The organism is Loktanella sp. DSM 29012 (genome assembly GCF_900110705.1).
Classification (GTDB): Bacteria; Pseudomonadota; Alphaproteobacteria; order Rhodobacterales; family Rhodobacteraceae; genus Loktanella; species Loktanella gaetbuli.
The window spans coordinates 288,821-302,628 of record NZ_FOEJ01000001.1; the positions used below are offsets into that span (position 1 = coordinate 288,821).

16 protein-coding genes and 2 tRNA genes are annotated in these 13,808 nt (G+C 61.4%); 7 read left to right on the plus strand and 11 right to left on the minus strand.

The features are described from left to right. Positions 1-948, minus strand: a complete 948-nt coding sequence (locus BMX27_RS01435) for an NAD(P)H-dependent glycerol-3-phosphate dehydrogenase (protein WP_090158140.1) — start codon at positions 946-948, stop codon at positions 1-3. Next, the gene (gene tsaD, locus BMX27_RS01440; protein WP_090158141.1) at positions 945-2,039 is read right to left on the minus strand and encodes a tRNA (adenosine(37)-N6)-threonylcarbamoyltransferase complex transferase subunit TsaD; all 1,095 of its coding nucleotides are present in this window, start codon (positions 2,037-2,039) and stop codon (positions 945-947) included. Before tsaD ends, BMX27_RS01435 begins: the two co-directional genes overlap by 4 nt. 69 nt (positions 2,040-2,108) lie before the next feature. On the opposite strand from tsaD, the gene BMX27_RS01445 reads away from it, so the two are divergent. The 5 genes from BMX27_RS01445 (at position 2,109) to BMX27_RS01465 (ending at position 6,641) form a co-directional block, all read left to right on the plus strand. Further along, positions 2,109-2,810 carry a uroporphyrinogen-III synthase gene (locus BMX27_RS01445; RefSeq protein WP_090158142.1) on the plus strand — a complete coding sequence of 234 codons (702 nt, stop codon included), beginning with the start codon at positions 2,109-2,111 and terminating at the stop codon, positions 2,808-2,810. Between the two features lie 71 nt (positions 2,811-2,881). Next, positions 2,882-4,021 carry a COG4223 family protein gene (locus BMX27_RS01450; RefSeq protein ID WP_143056768.1) on the plus strand — a complete coding sequence of 380 codons (1,140 nt, stop codon included), beginning with the start codon at positions 2,882-2,884 and terminating at the stop codon, positions 4,019-4,021. A gap of 11 nt (positions 4,022-4,032) precedes the next feature. After that, complete coding sequence (locus tag BMX27_RS01455) at positions 4,033-5,490, plus strand: heme biosynthesis protein HemY (RefSeq protein ID WP_090158144.1); 1,458 nt, start codon at positions 4,033-4,035, stop codon at positions 5,488-5,490. Positions 5,491-5,533: 43 nt separating this feature from the next. Then, a tRNA-Thr gene (locus tag BMX27_RS01460) sits at positions 5,534-5,609 on the plus strand. 387 nt (positions 5,610-5,996) lie between these two features. Beyond that, positions 5,997-6,641 carry a hypothetical protein gene (locus BMX27_RS01465; RefSeq protein WP_090158145.1) on the plus strand — a complete coding sequence of 215 codons (645 nt, stop codon included), beginning with the start codon at positions 5,997-5,999 and terminating at the stop codon, positions 6,639-6,641. Here BMX27_RS01465 and BMX27_RS01470 read toward each other — a convergent pair whose 3' ends face one another. The 7 genes from BMX27_RS01470 to pyk form a co-directional block, all read right to left on the minus strand. Beyond that, entirely contained in the window at positions 6,642-7,082 is a 441-nt protein-coding gene (locus tag BMX27_RS01470; RefSeq protein ID WP_090158146.1) for an ASCH domain-containing protein, read from the minus strand. A gap of 54 nt (positions 7,083-7,136) precedes the next feature. Next, positions 7,137-8,210 (minus strand): phenylalanine--tRNA ligase subunit alpha, encoded by a 1,074-nt coding sequence (pheS, locus tag BMX27_RS01475; RefSeq protein ID WP_090158147.1) that lies wholly within the window; start codon positions 8,208-8,210, stop codon positions 7,137-7,139. A gap of 91 nt (positions 8,211-8,301) precedes the next feature. Next, entirely contained in the window at positions 8,302-9,411 is a 1,110-nt protein-coding gene (locus tag BMX27_RS01480) for a Hint domain-containing protein (RefSeq protein WP_177172619.1), read from the minus strand. Between the two features lie 350 nt (positions 9,412-9,761). Further along, positions 9,762-10,124 carry a 50S ribosomal protein L20 gene (gene rplT, locus BMX27_RS01485; protein WP_056029998.1) on the minus strand — a complete coding sequence of 121 codons (363 nt, stop codon included), beginning with the start codon at positions 10,122-10,124 and terminating at the stop codon, positions 9,762-9,764. Positions 10,125-10,139: 15 nt separating this feature from the next. Continuing rightward, positions 10,140-10,340: a 50S ribosomal protein L35 gene (gene rpmI / locus BMX27_RS01490; RefSeq protein ID WP_056030690.1), complete on the minus strand. Its 201-nt coding sequence runs from the start codon at positions 10,338-10,340 to the stop codon at positions 10,140-10,142. Positions 10,341-10,449: 109 nt separating this feature from the next. Next, positions 10,450-10,674: a hypothetical protein gene (locus BMX27_RS01495; protein WP_090158149.1), complete on the minus strand. Its 225-nt coding sequence runs from the start codon at positions 10,672-10,674 to the stop codon at positions 10,450-10,452. Positions 10,675-10,710: 36 nt separating this feature from the next. Next, positions 10,711-12,156 carry a pyruvate kinase gene (gene pyk / locus BMX27_RS01500; RefSeq protein WP_090158150.1) on the minus strand — a complete coding sequence of 482 codons (1,446 nt, stop codon included), beginning with the start codon at positions 12,154-12,156 and terminating at the stop codon, positions 10,711-10,713. Between the two features lie 126 nt (positions 12,157-12,282). Here pyk and BMX27_RS01505 point away from each other — a divergent pair, with 126 nt between their 5' ends. Further along, positions 12,283-13,020, plus strand: coding sequence for an N-formylglutamate amidohydrolase (locus BMX27_RS01505; protein WP_090158151.1), 738 nt, complete (start codon positions 12,283-12,285; stop codon positions 13,018-13,020). Between the two features lie 14 nt (positions 13,021-13,034). Then, positions 13,035-13,331 (plus strand): DUF1244 domain-containing protein, encoded by a 297-nt coding sequence (locus BMX27_RS01510; RefSeq protein WP_090158704.1) that lies wholly within the window; start codon positions 13,035-13,037, stop codon positions 13,329-13,331. 52 nt (positions 13,332-13,383) lie between these two features. Here the strand turns inward: BMX27_RS01510 and BMX27_RS16990 are convergent, their stop codons facing one another. Together BMX27_RS16990 and BMX27_RS01515 are read right to left on the minus strand one after the other, a co-directional pair. Beyond that, positions 13,384-13,518, minus strand: coding sequence for a hypothetical protein (locus BMX27_RS16990; RefSeq protein ID WP_256212353.1), 135 nt, complete (start codon positions 13,516-13,518; stop codon positions 13,384-13,386). A gap of 211 nt (positions 13,519-13,729) precedes the next feature. Further along, a tRNA-Pro gene (locus tag BMX27_RS01515) sits at positions 13,730-13,806 on the minus strand. Positions 13,807-13,808: the final 2 nt, after the last annotated feature.

Here is a 13,808-nt window from a genome sequence, read left to right on the forward strand (position 1 = left end):
TCATTCCTCCTTGAGTGGGCGGGATAACAGTGTCTGCAATGCGGTTTCGACACTGATTTTCTGGGCACAAAGACTTGCCACGATGGTGCAGACCGGCAGGTCGATGCCCCGCGCCTGACCCAGGTCCGTGACCGCGACCGAGGTGGCGGCCCCTTCGACCGTGGCAGCCGCATCGATCCGGTCACCAGCACCAAGTGCGAGGCCCCGACGATAGTTTCGGGACAGCGTCGAGGTGCAGGTCAGTGCCAGATCACCCAGACCGGATAATCCGGTCAGCGTTTGCGGATCGGCCCCCAGCGCCTCTGCCAGTCTTTGCATTTCGGCAAAACCGCGAGTCATCAACGCAGCGCGGGCGCTGTCACCCAATCCCGCGCCAATCGCGACGCCGCAGGCAATGGCAATCACGTTTTTCAGCGCGCCACCCAGTTCGGCACCGATGGTGTCCGTGGTGCGATACAGACGCAGATTGGCCGTGGACAGTGTCTGCTGCAACGCCCGCCCGGCCGTATCGTCGGCACAGGCCAGCGTCAGTGCGGTCGGCAGGCCCGCCGCGATATCATCGGCAAAGGATGGCCCGGTCAGGATCGCCGCGGTGGCATCGGGCAGGGTCGCGGAAATGCTGGCGACCGGTCCCGTCAGGGTTTCAAGGTCGATCCCCTTGCAGCAGGCCACGATCCGCTTGTTTGCCAACTGGTCGTGATGTGTCTCTAGCACGCGACGCAGGCTCTGTGCGGGAACGGCCATCAGAACGCATTCCGCTGGCTCTAGCTGCGTCGCGTCATCGGTGATCAACACGTTGGCGGGAATTGTCACGTCCAGTTTCGGACTGCGGCGGGTCTGGTCCATGCCCCGGAGGTCACGCGCCAACAGCGTGACCGCCCGCCCGTCCCGTGCCAGTGAAATCGCCAGCGCGGTGCCGAATGCGCCAGCTCCTACAACAGCGATCATGCCTTTGCCCCCTTCTTGCCCGATCCCAGCATCGCCGGTGCGGTGTCATCCAGCGGCCAGCGCGGTCGTGCGCCCAGCGTCAGATCATCCTGTTCGCCCGCTGCAAAACGCGTCAGCCCTGCGTAGGCTATCATGGCAGCATTGTCGGTGCACAGCGCCAGCGGTGGGGCCAGAAACGCCGTATTGCGCCACGTGCACAAGTCAGTCAGCGCGGTGCGGATCGCCATGTTCGCAGCGACCCCGCCCGCAACGGCAAGCGTGGGTGTGGCCGGGTTCAGCGCAAGATACAGGTCCAGCGCGAGTGCGGTTTTCGCCGTCAGCACATCAGTCACCGCAGCCTGAAATCCGGCGGCAAGGTCGGCCTGATCTATCCGATTGAGTGTCTGTTCCGGTCCGATCACGCCGTCACGCGCCCGCAAAAGGGCGGTTTTCAACCCGGAAAAGGACATGTCACAGTCGTGCCGATCAAGCAAGGGTCGTGGCAGCTTGAACCGTTTGGGATCCCCCGTTTTCGCCGCGGCCTCAACCGAAGGGCCGCCGGGTTGCGGCAGGGCCAGCAGGCGGGCGGTCTTGTCGAATGCCTCGCCCGGGGCGTCGTCGATGGTGCCGCCGATCCGTTCGAAACGGTCGCGGTCATGCGCGATCAGGAACTGGCAATGTCCGCCGGACACCAGCAGCATCAGATAGGGAAACGGTACCGCGTCCGTCAGGCGCGGCGTGAGCGCGTGACCTGCCAGATGGTTGACCCCGATCAGTGGCAGGCCGGTCGCAGCCGCCAGACCCTTGGCGGACATCACGCCGGACAGCACGCCGCCAATCAGGCCGGGACCCGCTGTCACGGCGATGGCGTCGCAGTCCATCAGGGCCAGTCCTGCATCCGAGAGTGCGTCAGCCACGCAATGGTCGACCTTTTCCGCGTGGGCGCGTGCCGCGATTTCGGGCACGACACCGCCAAAATCGGCGTGCAGGGCGGTCTGGCCGAACACGATCGACGACAGCACGGTCGCGTCATCGGCCGTGCCGCGCACCACGGCGGCGGCGGTATCGTCGCAGCTGCTCTCGATGCCGAGGATCGTCAGGGGTCGGGACATGGGGTGCCTGTTGCGCTTGGTCCGGTCGCAGGTAACACTTGGCAACGGTTCTCACAATAACGGCGCGCCATGGATCCCATTCTGATCATCAGCCGTCCTGCGCCAAAGGGGACTGCCTTTGTAGCGCAGCTGACAGCCATGCTGGACAGGCAGCCCGGCGTGATCATGGCGCCTGCCTTTGACATCGTGCCGACCGGTGCGCCTGTGCCCAAGGACGGCGGGGTGATCTTTACGTCGGCGAACGCGGTCGCCTTTGCGCCGCTTGGGATGGGACGCATGGCTTGGTGTGTCGGGCAGGCCACGGCGCATGCGGCGCGGGCGCGGGGTTATCGCACGCAGGTGGCCGAGGGGGACGCCGCCGCGCTGATCGCGCTGATCCTGTCGCAGCGCCCGACCGGTCCGCTGTGGCATCTGGCGGGCGCGCATCGTCGTGGTGATGTAGGCGAAACGCTACGCGGTGCGGGCCTGACGTGCGAAACCGTCGTTCTCTATTCCCAGATTGCATTGCCGCCGCCCATTCCGTTGATTGATGCGGCAGCAGGGAACGCCCCGCTGATCGCGCCGGTGTTTTCGCCGCGCTCTGCCAGCATTCTTGCGTTGCCGGATCGACTTGCCCCGCTATTTGTTGTCGCAATGAGCAATGCGGTCGCCGATGCGGTGTCGGTCCATCGACCTGATGGGGTCGTGGTGGCCGCAGCGCCCGATACCCCGCATATGTTGGGGGCAACCCGCGCGCTTTGGTCTGAAATTGCCGGTACCGGCAACGCTTGAGACCCGCGCCATAGCAGGCTAACGTCGATTGGTGGCAGATTGCCGCGTTTCGAAGAACGAAGGGGAATGATGTGGCAAAGACACCGGCAAAGGGAAAATCCCTCGATCCCACATCAGCGACCACAGCCATGCCGCCCCCTTCGATTCCCGCGCCGCAAACGGAACGTGACCCGGCCGATGTGGACGCAGCTGTCGCTGTGACGGAACAGCCCCGACAGGCTGAAACCGCGCCAACCCCGCAGCCGCAGCAGACCGAAAAGCGGCGTCCGATTTTCCTGCCCATGGCGATGGGCGGGTTGGTTGCCGGTCTCATCGGCTACGGGATTGCCTGGACGCAAACCGGAATGGTGGCACCTGTTGCAGGTGGTGATGACAGCGTTCAGGTGCAGATCGATGCGCTGCGCGACGACATAGCAGCGCTGCCCGCCGCTGCCCCTGCCCCAGACATGACGGGTCTGGAACAGACCGTTGCTGACCTGCAGGCCGAACTGACTGCGTTGCAGGACCAATTCGCAGACCTGCCCACGGGTGCGACCGACCCTGCCGCACCCATCATCGGCGAGGCAGCGCAGGATGCGGCTGTGCAGGCCCTCAGCCAACAGATCGCGGACCAGACCGCAGAGTTGCAGGCACAGCGCGATGAATTGCAGTCCCAACTGGAGGCCATCCGCGCCGAGGCCGAGACCATTCAGGCAAACGCGATTGCAGGCGCGCGCACGGAAACCGCACGTGCCGCATTGGCCCGTATTCAGGGCGCCGTCGAAAGCGGCGCGCCGATGGCCGCCGTTCTCGGCGATCTGGGGGAGGCGCTGGATGGGCCGGTGCCCGATGCCTTGTCGGCCGTCGCAGAAGAGGGTGTCCCGACGATGGAAGCCCTGCGCGAAGCCTACCCCGAGGCTGCCCGTGCAGCCCTGCAAGCGGCCCGCCAATCCGGCGAAGGAACGGAAACGGACGGGGGTCTGGGCGGGTTCCTGCGCAGCCAGCTGAACGTGCGGTCCACTGCCCCAAGAGAGGGCACATCAGCCGACGCCATCCTGAGCAGGGCCGAAGCGGCACTGCGGAGCGGACGCCTGAACGACGCCCTGGCCGAGGTTCAGACATTGCCCGAAACGCCACGCGCCGCGATGACCGACTGGATCACGCTGGCCGAACAGCGTGCAGCAGCCATTGACGCCGTCGAACAGATCGACACCAACCTGACCGCCAATTGAGGGCCTGACACATGATTTCGACACTCCTAAAAATCGCGGTCTTTGTTGTCATCGTTCTGGGTCTGACCTGGGGTGCCGTGCAACTGTTGGATATGCAGGGCGGCGCGATCCTGTCGATCGGCGGATACGAGGTGGCATTGAGCGCGCTTCAGATGGTCGTCGCCTTGGTGGCGCTGGTCGTGCTGGTCTGGATCGGGCTGAAACTGATCAAGCTCTTGGTTGCGGTCTTCCGTTTCCTTAACGGTGATCAGACCGCGATTTCGCGCCATTTCGATCGTAACCGCGAACGCAAGGGGTTCGAGGCCCTGTCAGAAGGTCTGTTCGCGCTGGCAGGCGGCGAAGGCCACCTGGCGATGACCAAGGCCAAACGTGCGGACAAATACCTGAACCGTCCCGACCTGACCACGCTTCTCAAGGCGCAGGCCGCCGAGATGACAGGTGACACCCGCACCGCAGAAGAAAGCTATCGCGCGCTGGTGGCAAAGGACGAAACCCGGTTTGTCGGTGTGCGCGGGCTGATGCAGCAAAAGCTGGCGGCAGGCGATACCGATACCGCCCTGGGTCTTGCCCGCAAGGCGTTCGAGATCAAACCGCAGCACGAGGGGGTTCAGGACACACTGCTGAGGTTGCAGGCCGAAAAGGCGGATTGGGCCGGTGCCCGCGAAACGCTGGGGGCCAAACTGAAATCGGGTGCGCTGCCGCGTGATGTGCACAAGCGCCGTGATGCCGTTCTGGCCCTGTCAGAGGCCAAGGACATCATGGACGAAGGCCAGGACATGAAAGCGCGTGAGGCGGCGATCGAGGCCAACCGCCTGTCGCCCGATCTGGTGCCCGCCGCGATCATGGCCGCACAGGCGCATCTGGAAAAATCAGAGCCGCGCAAGGCCGCCAAGATCCTGACGAAAACATGGGGTGTGACACCGCATCCCGATATCGCTGCCGCATTTGCCGAAATCGCGCCGGATGAAACACCGCAGGAACGTCTGAAACGTTTCCGTGCCCTGACCAAGCAGAAACCGGATCATCCCGAAACGCGGATGTTGTTGGCCGAGCTGAACATCGCGGCAGAGGATTTTCCGGCCGCCAAGCGCGCCCTGGGCCATCTTGTGACCGATGATCCGACTGGGCGCAGCCTGACACTGATGGCTGCAATCGAACGCGGACAGGGGTCTGACGATGCGGTGGTGCGCGGTTGGCTGACACGTGCGCTGACGGCACCGCGCGGGCCGCAGTGGATTTGCGAAAACTGTCAGCATATCCATGCGTCCTGGGGTCCGGTCTGTGACAATTGCGCCGCTTTTGATACGCTGGCCTGGAAACGCCCGCCAGCGGGCGAGGTCGCCATGCCGACAGGTACGGAAATGCTGCCGCTGATCGTCGGGCAAAAGCCGGCAGAAGCCAATCAGGTCGCGGTCAGCGAAGCAGAAGTGCTCGACCCGCTGCCTGCACCTGCCTCGGACAAAAAATAGGTCTTTCCTGACCGCCCATGGGGTGCTAGATCGCACCCCGGATGCCGCATTAGCTCAGTCGGTAGAGCACATCATTCGTAATGATGGGGTCGGGGGTTCGAATCCCTCATGCGGCACCACATCCCTGCATTTCAGATCGACGGCAGCGGCATTTGTCGATCTTGGTTCTGGTGGAACCCTGGCGATATAGCTGTGCCGCCCACCTGACGGGCTGCGTCAGCCGTATGGATTTGCTGCGCATGACTGCGCTGTAACCGGTGCGCAGTCGGCTGACCTGAGTTTGGCAATTTGATATGGCACTTCCCGGCGACATACGGCAGCGTTGACGCCTCCTTTGGTCAGCCTGTGTTCATCCAGATATCCACGATTTCAACCCGTCCGTAAAAATGAAAGCGACGGCAAAGTGCGTCGCGCCATGCGGGTTGCTGCCGATGTACGCAGATTGCTATCGCATAACCGTAGCCTTGTGATCTAAGAGGTCGGCAGAACCAGCAGGAGCCTTGCGGATGCGTCGGACGGTCATTTCATTCTTGGTGGTCATGTCTGCCACGCCCACGATTGCGGAGACCTACGCGATGATGCTGGGCAGTCGGCAGATCGGGACGCTGGAAACCAATGGGGCCAGCCTGCAGTCAACGCTGAACAACACGCCGCTGGGTGTTGCTGACGGTACGTTTCAGGCGTCGGTGACCAAGGTGCAACTGCCCGACGGCAGTACCGCCGAGCAGTATCTGGGCGTGAACCGTGGTGGCAAGACGCGTGATATCTCTGTGATCCGGCAGAATGGCCGCGTGGCAAATGTAACGATTGTGCCTGCCAATGACGCCACTGACCTGAGCGCGCCTGAATCGGTGCCTGCGGATGTTCTGTTCCCGTCAGAGCTGTTCGCCCGGCTGGAACGGGCGGGTGGCTGTCCTGCCCCGCTACAGATGTATGACGGGCGCCGTCTGGTGGCGATTTCCACGGCAAGCACCGCCACCGAAAACGGCCAGACCGTCTGCGACATGGATTACCGCGTCGCGGCTGGCAAAGGGCATTTGTCACCGTTCAACTTCAAATCGCTGAACATGCAGCTGGCCTATGCGGGTGGCGCATTGGCACGGGTGACGGTGTCGGCAGGTGGGTTCGACGTGTCGATGGTCCGGCAGTAGTTACAGACTGCGGCCGTCCAGGTCCTCGACCAGTTCGAAAAATTCGAACACCAGAGGCATGTCGTCGGACCAGCCGCCGTTGCGCTTGAAATAATGGGTCTTTTCCGCGCGCCAGCCGTCCAGAGTGTAGCTGCTGCTTTCGGCCTCGGCCATGTCCAGCGTCACGTCGCAAAACCGCACGTGTTCGACACGTGTGGTGCGCAGGACCAGCGCGGGTGACCCGCCCCAGTTCGCCGCGATATCGCAACGGCCCACGACGGGCATGGCGTCCGGATCGTCCTTGAAATCACGAAAGGGCGCGCAATTCGCCGATTTCTCGCCGCGTCGGACCAGGTCGATCTGCTGCTGGCATTCCGCCTTGGAATTGCCGAACCGAAACGTGCCCGCACCGGGGTAAATGTCGTTGAGGTCGACAATGGCGTCGTAGTCGTCGTCGGTCATGGCAGTCCTGACTATTTCAAAACGAGGGGAAAGCGCCGGGCAACGCGGATGTCGTTACCGGCTCAACCCTCCACGCAGGGTCGGCACGTCGAGGGCTGAGAACCCGTAGTGGCGCAGCCAGCGCAGGTCGGAATCAAAGAATGCGCGCAGGTCGGGGATTCCGTATTTCAGCATCGCGATGCGGTCGATTCCCATGCCGAATGCAAAGCCCTGCCACTGGGTCGGGTCGACGCCAGCGGCCTGCAGCACCTTGGGGTGGACCATGCCGGACCCGAGGATTTCAAGCCAGTCATCGCCCTCACCGACCTTGAGCGTGCCGCCTTCCCAAGAGCAGCGGATGTCGACCTCTGCCGAGGGCTCGGTGAATGGAAAGTGCGAGGCGCGGAAGCGAATATCGACGTGGTCGACTTCGAAATAGGCCTTCACGAATTCCTCGAGCACCCATTTCAGGTTTGCCATGGAAATGCCCTTGTCGATGGCGAGGCCCTCGATCTGGTGGAACATCGGCGTGTGCGTCTGGTCGTAATCGGCACGATACACGCGGCCTGGGCAGATAATGCGCGTGGGGGCGCCTGATGCCTCCATACTGCGGATCTGGACGGGGCTGGTGTGGGTACGCAGCACGGCGGGCGGGCGGTCATCGCCTTCGGCGCGCGACATATAGAACGTATCCATCTCGGCGCGGGCGGGGTGATGGCCGGGGATGTTCAGCGCGTCAAAGTTATACCAGTCGGATTCGATCTGCGGCCCTTCGGCGACGGCAAAACCCATGTCCGCGAAAATCGCGGTGACCTCTTCGGTGACTTGGCTGATGGGGTGGATGGTGCCCTGGCGCTGGTGCCGGGTGGGCAGTGTCACATCCAGCCATTCGGTCTGTAGCCGGGCGTTCAGGGCCGCATCGCTGAGGGCGGCCTTCTTCGCGATCAGGGCGCTGTTGATTTCGTCCTTGAGGGCGTTCAGCGCGGGACCAGCCGTCTGGCGTTCCTCTGGCGTCATCTTGCCCAGTTCGCGCATCTGAAGGCTGATTTCACCCTTTTTGCCAAGCGCCTGTACACGCAATGCTTCGAGCGTGGATTCATCACCTGCACCGGAAATAAGGTCCAGGTATTTCGCTTTCAGATCGGTCATGTTCGGTCCTTCCGGTGGTGGGCCTGTGCTATATCCTGCCAAGGCATGACGCAAGGTGGCCGAAAATCACCGGTCGGAAATTGTGGTCGGGCTAGCGCGTCGGCGGTTTGGATGTTTGCATGTACCGACTTGACTTGATCTTGTGCAGCGCGCGGGGCCTCGCGTCTGTCGGGCGCTTGGGGGTTGGTTGGCACTTGGGCGGGCCGGCCAGAATGTTGCACAGGACGCGCCCTTCGAACGCGCGCAGGGTCGGCAGGCTTGTCTGGTATCCTGTGGGTGCCAGGTCGCTGGACCGAAGTTCCGGAAAGACCATTGCGATCTCTTGGCGGAGTGCGGGACGCATGCTCGTGGACAAAAGATCGCCCAGAAACAGGCTTTCGGCCTCTACACCGTTTGCCAACAGGGTGATGTGCTCTTTGCACAGGATGTGGTGATAGGTCACCGTCGTCAGGTCGGTCGCAAAGTTTGCCATGTAGCCGACAAGTGAAACGGCAGGAACGAAACAATCGACATGTCCGTACAGCAATTCGGTTGCCGGGTGGCGGATCGCGACGCGATGTTGCTGTGACACGATCAGATCACGAAAGGGGGCCCTGCCGCCCATGGCCTCGCTGCTGATCCGAACGGGCACCAGTTTTTGGTAATGCGCTTCGCACAGGGCGTCGAGGTGAATGGTTTTGGCACCTGTCCACAGCACCGTGTGGTTTCTGCCCTGCGTATCTATAACGGTGTCGCCTGGCTGAATATCCTCGATCGCCCGGTTGCCGCTGGGCGTGGTGATCCGCGTACCCGCAAGGAAGCAGGGCACAAAGTCGGGCAGGATAAGGTCGGCTTCCGGATCGATGTTGAATGACACATTGACCAGGGAAAGTGGCGGCAATCCTTCGGGTACGTAGAAATAGATCTGCCCATCGACTTCGAAGATCGAAATGGGCCGCGGAAAGAGTTCGATCCCCAGTGCGCTGATCAGTGAGACGCTGCCGCTGCCGATGTAATTGATCGTCGATTCCGTGGTCGATCCGTCCAAGATAAATCGTGCGATGCCATCGTCGGCGGAATTCAGAATGCCGTCGGCGTCGTTGATGGTTGCGCCCTGTGGCGATCCGACCCCGTTCAGGACATTGACGTTGGTGATACCGCCAAGGTTGAGTGATGCCAGTGTCCCGTCGTAGGGACGTACGGTGATTGTAGAAATACCCATGACCATTCTCCTTAGAATGTCGCTGATCACGACCTGGGGGAAGTCTAGCGCGCTTGGGGCAAGGTCTGTCCAGACACAACCTTGACGCGATTAGTCCACAAATTTGAACTAATCGTAAAAACCATTACGTGGCGGAAGGTTAAGTAATTGTTTCCCAAATGGAAACCGATCACGAATTGTCGATGACAATCCATTGCCTAAAATTAATGCAAAAGAGAGCGTGATTTCCCGTCGCGACGGAGGGGAAACGAATCCTTTTGAGACTATTCATCACTCATAATCGGGTATCAAAAACGAACAAAGCCGCCCCGATCTGGGGCGGCTTTGTCGTGTGCATCGGATGTATTGGCTCAGGCGGCCAATGCGTCCTTGGCTTTGTTCACGATCGCTTCGAAAGCCTGCGGCTCGTTCACGGCCAGGTCGGCCAGAACCTTGCGGTCGACTTCGATGCCGGCCAGCGACAGGCCGTTGATGAACCGCGAATAGGTCATCTGTTCGTCGATCGCGCGCACACCGGCGTTGATACGCTGAATCCACAGGCTGCGGAAATTGCGCTTGCGGTTGTGACGGTCGCGGGTTGCATACTGCTGCGCCTTGTCGACAGCCTGCGTCGCGACCTTGAAGGTCGTGGAACGGCGGTCGTAGTAACCCTTGGCTTTATCAAGGATCTTTTTGTGGCGACGGTGGGTGACGGGTCCGGATTTAACGCGCATGGTTGGTCCTCCTGATCAGCGTGCGTAGGGCATCATCGGCTTGATGATCTTTTCATCAGCCTTCGCGAGAACCGTGGTGCCACGGGCGTCGCGGATGAACTTCGTGCTCCGCTTGATCATGCCGTGGCGCTTGCCAGCCTGACCTGCCTTGATCCGGCCAGAGGCCGTGATCTTGAACCGCTTCTTGCAGCTCGATTTCGTCTTCATCTTCGGCATTTCCATCTCCTCATCGGGTGGTTGGACGCGCGACTCGGCATGCCATTCGGGCCGGACGCGCGGTAAGAGCGGGCCTTGTAGGACGGTGTTCAGGGTTTGGCAAGCGGGTTTAGAGGCCGAACCCCGCCAGAACCCGCATCACCACATCAGGCAAGGTTTCAAAGGTGTAGGCCCCGGGGCGATGACGTACCGCGTATCCAATCATGACAGCGGCAAGCATAATGATTATGGCAGGTGCACGCGGCACCCGCCCATCAACCATCGCCGAAATAATTGCCGGGATCGACAAGACTCCGAGAACGACGCCGCCCAGAAAAATCAGGTCGGTATCCATGTTTCATCCTCAATAAAATAACTGCAATGCCGCAGCCTATTCTGTATCGGAGCTGTGAATCAATCTTTCCTGGCAGGGGGCGACGCGCAGGATGTTCGTTGAACCCGGCGTATTGAAGGGCACACCTGCCGTGACGACGATCATGTCGTCCTCGGTTGCCATGCCCTCGCGCAGCGATGCACGCACGGCCTCGATCACGGCATCCTTGAACCGGTCGACCTGACCGCTCAGCACGCTGTTGATTCCCCACATCAGGCACAACTGACGCGCGGTGGTGATGTGATTGGTCAGGGCCAGGATCGGGACGCGGGGGCGTTCGCGTGCCACCAATGCTGCCGTGCTGCCCGTCTGCGAATAGCAGCAGATCGCCTTGATGTCCGATTTTTCCGCAATTTCGCGTGCGGCGGCCACGATTCCGTCAGCGACAGAGCTGCCAGAGGTTTTACGGCTGCTTTCGATGATTTCAGTATAGGTGGGGTCGGCCTCGACCTCGATTGCGACGTTGTCCATCGTGGTCACAGCCTCGATCGGGAACGAACCTGCGGCGGATTCGGCGGACAACATGATCGCGTCGGACCCTTCGTAGATGGCGGTGGCCACGTCGGATACCTCGGCGCGGGTCGGCATCGGGGAATCGATCATCGATTCCAGCATCTGCGTCGCGACGATCACCGGCTTGGCTGCGGCGCGGCATTTGCGAACCAGCTGTTTCTGGATCGGCGGCACGTTCTGCACGGGCAGTTCAACCCCCAGATCGCCACGGGCGACCATGATGCCGTCGCTGACGGCAAGGATATCGTCAAAGTTTTTGACGGCAGCGGGCTTTTCGATCTTGGACAGGATCTTGGCCCGGCCCTTGCACAGCGCGCGCGCCTCTTCCACGTCAGAGGGCCGCTGGACGAACGACAGGGCCAGCCAGTCAACGCCCAGATCGCAGACGAATTCCAGATCCTTGCGGTCCTTGTCCGACAGCGCGGCCAGCGGCAGCACCACGTCAGGCACGTTCACGCCCTTGCGGTTGGAAATCATACCGCCAACCAGAACCTCGGTATCAGCGAAGTCACGGCCACAGTCCTTGACCCGCAGTTTGATCTTGCCGTCGTTGACCAGCAAGTGGCTGCCGGGTTCCAGCGCATCAAAGATTTCCTTGTGCGGCAGCTTTACGCGTGTCGCATCGCCTTCCTCATCCTTGAGATCCAGACGGAAGGATGCGCCGACCTCCAGCATTTCTTCGCCGTTCGCAAAAACGCCGACCCGCAATTTCGGACCCTGAAGGTCAGCGAGGATACCGATGGGGGAACCCATGTCCTTTTCGATCTTGCGGATCGTGGCGTGACGCACGCGAATCTCGTCGTGGCTGCCGTGCGACATGTTCAGGCGGAACACGTCGGCACCGGCCTCGTGCAGCTTGCGGATCATTTCATAGTCGTCCGACGCAGGCCCGAGGGTGGCGACGATCTTGACGTTGCGATTACGTTTCATGTGTTGGTCCTTTTCACCGGCGGTGAGACGGGCGTTAGCGGTAACGCACCAGTTGGGCCGGTTATTGCGCAATTCCCTTCGCGCTACAACTAGACTAGGTGGGGTGACGAAAAAATGACGGTGCACATGACACAAGAATCCTACGATATCGTCGGTGCGGACCGGCCCGGACGCTGGATCGTGACCTGCGACCACGCAACCAACATCGTCCCCGACTGGATCCATGGCGGTGACCTGGGTCTGCCGGCGGCGGATATGAACCGGCATATCGCCTATGATATCGGGGCCGAAGGTGTCGCGAATGGTCTGGCGGCAGCGCTGGACAGTCCGATGATCGCAACACGGTTTTCGCGACTGGTCATCGACCCCAACCGGGGCGAACAGGATCCCACGCTGCTGATGCGGCTGTATGACGGGACGGTTATCCCGGCCAACCGTGCTGCGGATAGCGCCGATCTGACCCAGCGGCTGGAACGGCTCTATCGGCCCTATCATGCGGCAGTGGCAGATCTGGTGGCTCAGCGCGACAATCCCGTGTTCTGCGCCATCCACAGTTTTACGCCACAACTCAAGGGGCGCGCGCCGCGACCTTGGGAAGTTGCGATCCTGTATGCCGATGACGCGCGGTTGGCGGCCCCATTGGTGCAGGCCTGCCGCGACGCCGGTTGGGTCACCGGCGACAACCAGCCCTATTCGGGCAATCTGCCGGGCGACAGCGTTGATCGCCATGCCCACCAGCATGGCATTCCCAACATTCTGATCGAGCTGCGGCACGATCTGATTACCACGCCGCAGGATCAGGCGTTGTGGGCCGGACGCCTCGCCCCCATCTTGAAACAGGTATTGGCCGACACCGGCCTATGACAGGAGGATTGATGATGGACGACGCAACCCGCACCGAAATCGAAGCGGCTGCCTTTCGGCGGTTGCAACAACACCTGATGCAGGACCGGCCTGACGCGCAGAACATCGACATGATGAATTTGGCTGGATTTTGCCGAAACTGCCTGTCTCGCTGGTATCAGGAGGCCGCGAACGAACGAGGTATCCCGATGACCAAGGACGAAGGCCGCGAGGCATTCTACGGGATGCCTTTCGATGAGTGGAAAGAGAAACACCAGACAGAGGCAAGCCCGACGGCGCAGGCAGCCTTTGCAGACAGCCACAAGGACTGAACGTGAAAAGGGCGGCCACTATGGCCGCCCTTTTTTCGCGATGGTCGGGGGATCAGTCCTTGGACTTGTCCGCGCCCTCTTCGTTCTTCAACTCGTGATGAACCGCCTCTTCGGGGCGTTCCTTCTGACGCTCGGTTGCCTCGACGGCCTTGTTGTCACCGGTCAGGTTGCTGTTCGTCGCACTCATGTCATTCTCCTCTTGTTGTTCGTTGGCTCAACGCGGGGGAACGGTTCAGGGTTCCATCGTGGTCAGACGCGGACCGGCAGATGGTTTGTTTGATTGGTGCTGCGGCGACATTCACGACCCGTGGCAGGGCGACGACATCCGGCATCAGACAGGGACAAACGACTGTCCACTGCGACACGCCATGGTGCGATTGAATGCGAATTTTGTGATCTGGTCGGGCTGAGAGGATTCGAACCTCCGACCCCCTGCTCCCGAAGCAGGTGCGCTACCAGGCTGCGCTACAGCCCGAC

Coding starts and splice junctions, on each gene's coding strand:
- BMX27_RS01435 (WP_090158140.1), bottom strand. CDS start 948: ATGATCGCTGTTGTAGGAGCTGGCGCATTCGGCACCGCGCTGGCGATT.
- tsaD (WP_090158141.1), bottom strand. CDS start 2,039: ATGTCCCGACCCCTGACGATCCTCGGCATCGAGAGCAGCTGCGACGAT.
- BMX27_RS01445 (WP_090158142.1), top strand. CDS start 2,109: ATGGATCCCATTCTGATCATCAGCCGTCCTGCGCCAAAGGGGACTGCC.
- BMX27_RS01455 (WP_090158144.1), top strand. CDS start 4,033: ATGATTTCGACACTCCTAAAAATCGCGGTCTTTGTTGTCATCGTTCTG.
- BMX27_RS01465 (WP_090158145.1), top strand. CDS start 5,997: ATGCGTCGGACGGTCATTTCATTCTTGGTGGTCATGTCTGCCACGCCC.
- BMX27_RS01470 (WP_090158146.1), bottom strand. CDS start 7,082: ATGACCGACGACGACTACGACGCCATTGTCGACCTCAACGACATTTAC.
- pheS (WP_090158147.1), bottom strand. CDS start 8,210: ATGACCGATCTGAAAGCGAAATACCTGGACCTTATTTCCGGTGCAGGT.
- BMX27_RS01480 (WP_177172619.1), bottom strand. CDS start 9,411: ATGGGTATTTCTACAATCACCGTACGTCCCTACGACGGGACACTGGCA.
- rplT (WP_056029998.1), bottom strand. CDS start 10,124: ATGCGCGTTAAATCCGGACCCGTCACCCACCGTCGCCACAAAAAGATC.
- rpmI (WP_056030690.1), bottom strand. CDS start 10,340: ATGCCGAAGATGAAGACGAAATCGAGCTGCAAGAAGCGGTTCAAGATC.
- BMX27_RS01495 (WP_090158149.1), bottom strand. CDS start 10,674: ATGGATACCGACCTGATTTTTCTGGGCGGCGTCGTTCTCGGAGTCTTG.
- pyk (WP_090158150.1), bottom strand. CDS start 12,156: ATGAAACGTAATCGCAACGTCAAGATCGTCGCCACCCTCGGGCCTGCG.
- BMX27_RS01505 (WP_090158151.1), top strand. CDS start 12,283: ATGACACAAGAATCCTACGATATCGTCGGTGCGGACCGGCCCGGACGC.
- BMX27_RS01510 (WP_090158704.1), top strand. CDS start 13,035: ATGGACGACGCAACCCGCACCGAAATCGAAGCGGCTGCCTTTCGGCGG.
- BMX27_RS16990 (WP_256212353.1), bottom strand. CDS start 13,518: ATGAGTGCGACGAACAGCAACCTGACCGGTGACAACAAGGCCGTCGAG.